The 417-nt window shown below is 75.3% G+C and carries 1 protein-coding gene; it reads right to left on the bottom strand.

The genetic code is table 11. From position 1 onward, the window contains the following. Window positions 1–417 (bottom strand): DUF2254 family protein (locus AX737_RS11020; RefSeq protein WP_156453654.1); only part of this gene is annotated, 417 nt, incomplete at both ends.

Here is a 417-nt window from a genome sequence, read left to right as displayed (position 1 = left end):
TGCCGGGCGAGAGCGCCCGCACCGCGATCTCGACGAGCTGCCGCACCGAGTATTCGAGGTCCTGCAGCGCGGCGGGCCGGCACCCGAAGGTGAGCGCGCGGCCGACGGCCTCGGCGGCGTCCTCGACGCCCGCGGAGAGGAAGGCGACCGGGAATCCCCGTGGCACGAAATCGCCCGGACGAACCCTCAGGGCGAGGACGACGCGCCGCTCGTGTGCCCAGTCGGCGAGGCCATCCGTGTCGACCGCCTGCAGATAGCCGCCGTCCGCCGGCGCGACCGGGGCGCCGCGCGGGGCTTCCGTCGGTGGCTGGACGTCGGCCCCGTCGCGGGTCCGCGCCTCGACGGCCGCGCAGAGGTCGCGGTGGACGGCGTCGACCACGGTCTCGACGTTGATGCTGGTGGCGACGTGGTGGACGA

Origin of the sequence: Methylobacterium sp. CCH5-D2 (assembly GCF_001556475.1) — a bacterium.
GTDB lineage: Bacteria > Pseudomonadota > Alphaproteobacteria > Rhizobiales > Beijerinckiaceae > Methylobacterium > Methylobacterium hispanicum.
Note: the sequence above shows the minus strand (reverse complement) of the source record. Positions and strands in the feature narration are given on the sequence as shown.